At 71.0% G+C, this 1,763-nt stretch carries 4 protein-coding genes; all 4 read right to left on the bottom strand.

Translation table 11 applies throughout. From position 1 onward, the window contains the following. Nucleotides 1-70: 70 nt before the first annotated feature. Genes D3273_RS27655 through D3273_RS27640 form a run of 4 tightly spaced genes read right to left on the bottom strand, consistent with a single transcriptional unit; the run spans nucleotide 71 to nucleotide 1,740 of the window. The gene (locus D3273_RS27655; RefSeq protein WP_129230251.1) at nucleotides 71-796 is read right to left on the bottom strand and encodes a hypothetical protein; all 726 of its coding nucleotides are present in this window, start codon (nucleotides 794-796) and stop codon (nucleotides 71-73) included. Then, nucleotides 793-1,131 carry a S24/S26 family peptidase gene (locus D3273_RS27650; RefSeq protein ID WP_129230249.1) on the bottom strand — a complete coding sequence of 113 codons (339 nt, stop codon included), beginning with the start codon at nucleotides 1,129-1,131 and terminating at the stop codon, nucleotides 793-795. Before D3273_RS27650 ends, D3273_RS27655 begins: the two co-directional genes overlap by 4 nt. Continuing rightward, on the bottom strand, nucleotides 1,124-1,492 hold the full coding sequence (locus tag D3273_RS27645) for a hypothetical protein (RefSeq protein ID WP_129230247.1): 369 nt from the start codon (nucleotides 1,490-1,492) through the stop codon (nucleotides 1,124-1,126). The genes D3273_RS27650 and D3273_RS27645 overlap by 8 nt, the downstream gene beginning before the upstream one ends. Beyond that, on the bottom strand, nucleotides 1,489-1,740 hold the full coding sequence (locus D3273_RS27640; RefSeq protein ID WP_129230245.1) for a hypothetical protein: 252 nt from the start codon (nucleotides 1,738-1,740) through the stop codon (nucleotides 1,489-1,491). The genes D3273_RS27645 and D3273_RS27640 overlap by 4 nt, the downstream gene beginning before the upstream one ends. Nucleotides 1,741-1,763: the final 23 nt, after the last annotated feature.

Genomic DNA, 1,763 nt, shown 5'->3' with positions numbered 1-1,763 from the left:
TCACCGAGGGCTGCGAGCCGGTGACCGGCCACGCCAGCGAGGTGCGGGAGGGGCTGCGGGGGTAGGAAGCTCACGACGTCACCCCGCTGAACGCCGCGACCTGTCGCGCGAACCCAGCGGCGAGGTCGTCGCGACCGATCTCCTGCGACAGGCAATCCGCCACCCATGCAGCCTTCCGAGCGAGCCCAGCAACCGTGTGGGGCTGGTGCAGCCTCAGGGTGTCGTCGACCGCGTCCCACGCCTCCGCCAGCGCCTCGGCCTGCTCGATGGCCGCCGTGTAGCCCACAGCGTCCTCAACCGCCTTTCGCTTGGCCCACCAGTGATCATGGGTGGCGATGATCTCCTGCCGGCGCGCCTCGCCCCTGGGATCGGGCTCGCGCGGAGGTGGGTCCACATCGTCGCCGACCGTGGCCCAGCGCGTCACGGGCGGTCCGGCGCGCAGCTTCTCGACGTCGCCCGGGAGGAAGTAGGACCCAACTCGACCCGACGGCAGAACCCCACGCCCAGTTGCCTCCGCGCCAAGGTGGATGTGGAGGTCTCGCGACCCTGACCACAGCGCGTCGGGCATCGGCGGATAGTCCGCCCTGGCTCGGTCTTGAGCTTCGCAGAGCGGGACGTCGGTGGCGTCCCATGCCGCCCTTGCCTCGCGCCAGCGGTCGAGCAGCGCGAACAGCTCCGCGTCGAGGTTGGCGGGCACCGAAACGGGAATCGCCGCTTCGGCCAGTACCGGCAGCGACATCGCCCCGACGGCCGCGGTGGCGCCCAGCAGGGCGCGGCGGGTGACGGGGGCGTTCATTGCAGCTTCTCCCAACGCTCGACCGGCACACGGCCGCGGATGTCGGCGAGGACGATCGCCAGCACACGGCTGTTGAACTCGTCCGGGGTGATCTCCCCACCCTGATAATGCGGGTTGTCGAGCAGCAGCCGTACCCGGCCGCACAGGGCATCCACGCGGTAGAAGGTTTCCCCGCCCATCACGTCGGACAGGAGGTAGACGCCCTCCCCCTGGTAGGAGTGGACCGGCCGGCACAGCGCGAAGTCGCGGTGAGGCCGCAGCGTCGGTTCCATGCCGTCCCCGACCACGGGGACGATGCGGACCCGGGGCGACGCGAGGTCGATGACGTCAGCCATGGGCGCCTCCTGTGAGAGGCACGCCGGCCGCCGACAGGATGACCGCGGCGCGCTTCGACGGTTTGGAGTAGGCCGTCACGCGCTCGATGTCGGGCGCCTCGGGAAACCACCAGAGCGGCACGCGGGCGCGGGCGAAGTGCCAGTCCGTGCAGAGCCGAAGGTGTTCCTCGTTCGCGACGCTGCCCGGCATGTCGCGCTCGAACAGCGCCGCGGCATGCTCGTTCGCCAGCCAGGCGATGTAGCGATCCTGCAGAACGGGTGTGACAGGGACCGCCGCGGCAGTCGGATTGCCGGTCAGCGTCAGGCCGCCCCCGATGAGGGGAAGCGAGACGAGTCCGCGCAGGAAATCGCGGCGGCTCACAGTGCGCCCCGCACGATGTCCTGCCGCGCTTCGCACGGCAGCAGCATGAGACGGTCGAGCGCCGTCAGCGGGTCGGGCGGGTCGACCTCCGGCAACGTCGTGTCCAGCGTCGGCAGCAGCCCCCGCACGGGGACGACAGGCCGCGGCACGTCGGGGCGCATCCAGCGCTTACGGCCGGTCCTGCCGGGCTCGGGCTGCTGCGGTCGGGATGGTGGCGGGGCAAAGCTCCGCCCTTCACGCTTCTGCATGTTCGGATTTCCTGGTGGTGGTG

Origin of the sequence: Lichenibacterium minor, assembly GCF_004137685.1 — a bacterium.
Taxonomy (GTDB): Bacteria; Pseudomonadota; Alphaproteobacteria; order Rhizobiales; family Beijerinckiaceae; genus Lichenihabitans; species Lichenihabitans minor.
This window is presented reverse-complemented; position numbering and strand designations above follow the sequence as displayed.

Bases quoted from the DNA above. Each gene is read 5' to 3' on its own strand.
- D3273_RS27650 (WP_129230249.1), bottom strand. From the start codon at position 1,131: ATGGCTGACGTCATCGACCTCGCGTCGCCCCGGGTCCGCATCGTCCCC.
- D3273_RS27640 (WP_129230245.1), bottom strand. From the start codon at position 1,740: ATGCAGAAGCGTGAAGGGCGGAGCTTTGCCCCGCCACCATCCCGACCG.
- D3273_RS27655 (WP_129230251.1), bottom strand. From the start codon at position 796: ATGAACGCCCCCGTCACCCGCCGCGCCCTGCTGGGCGCCACCGCGGCC.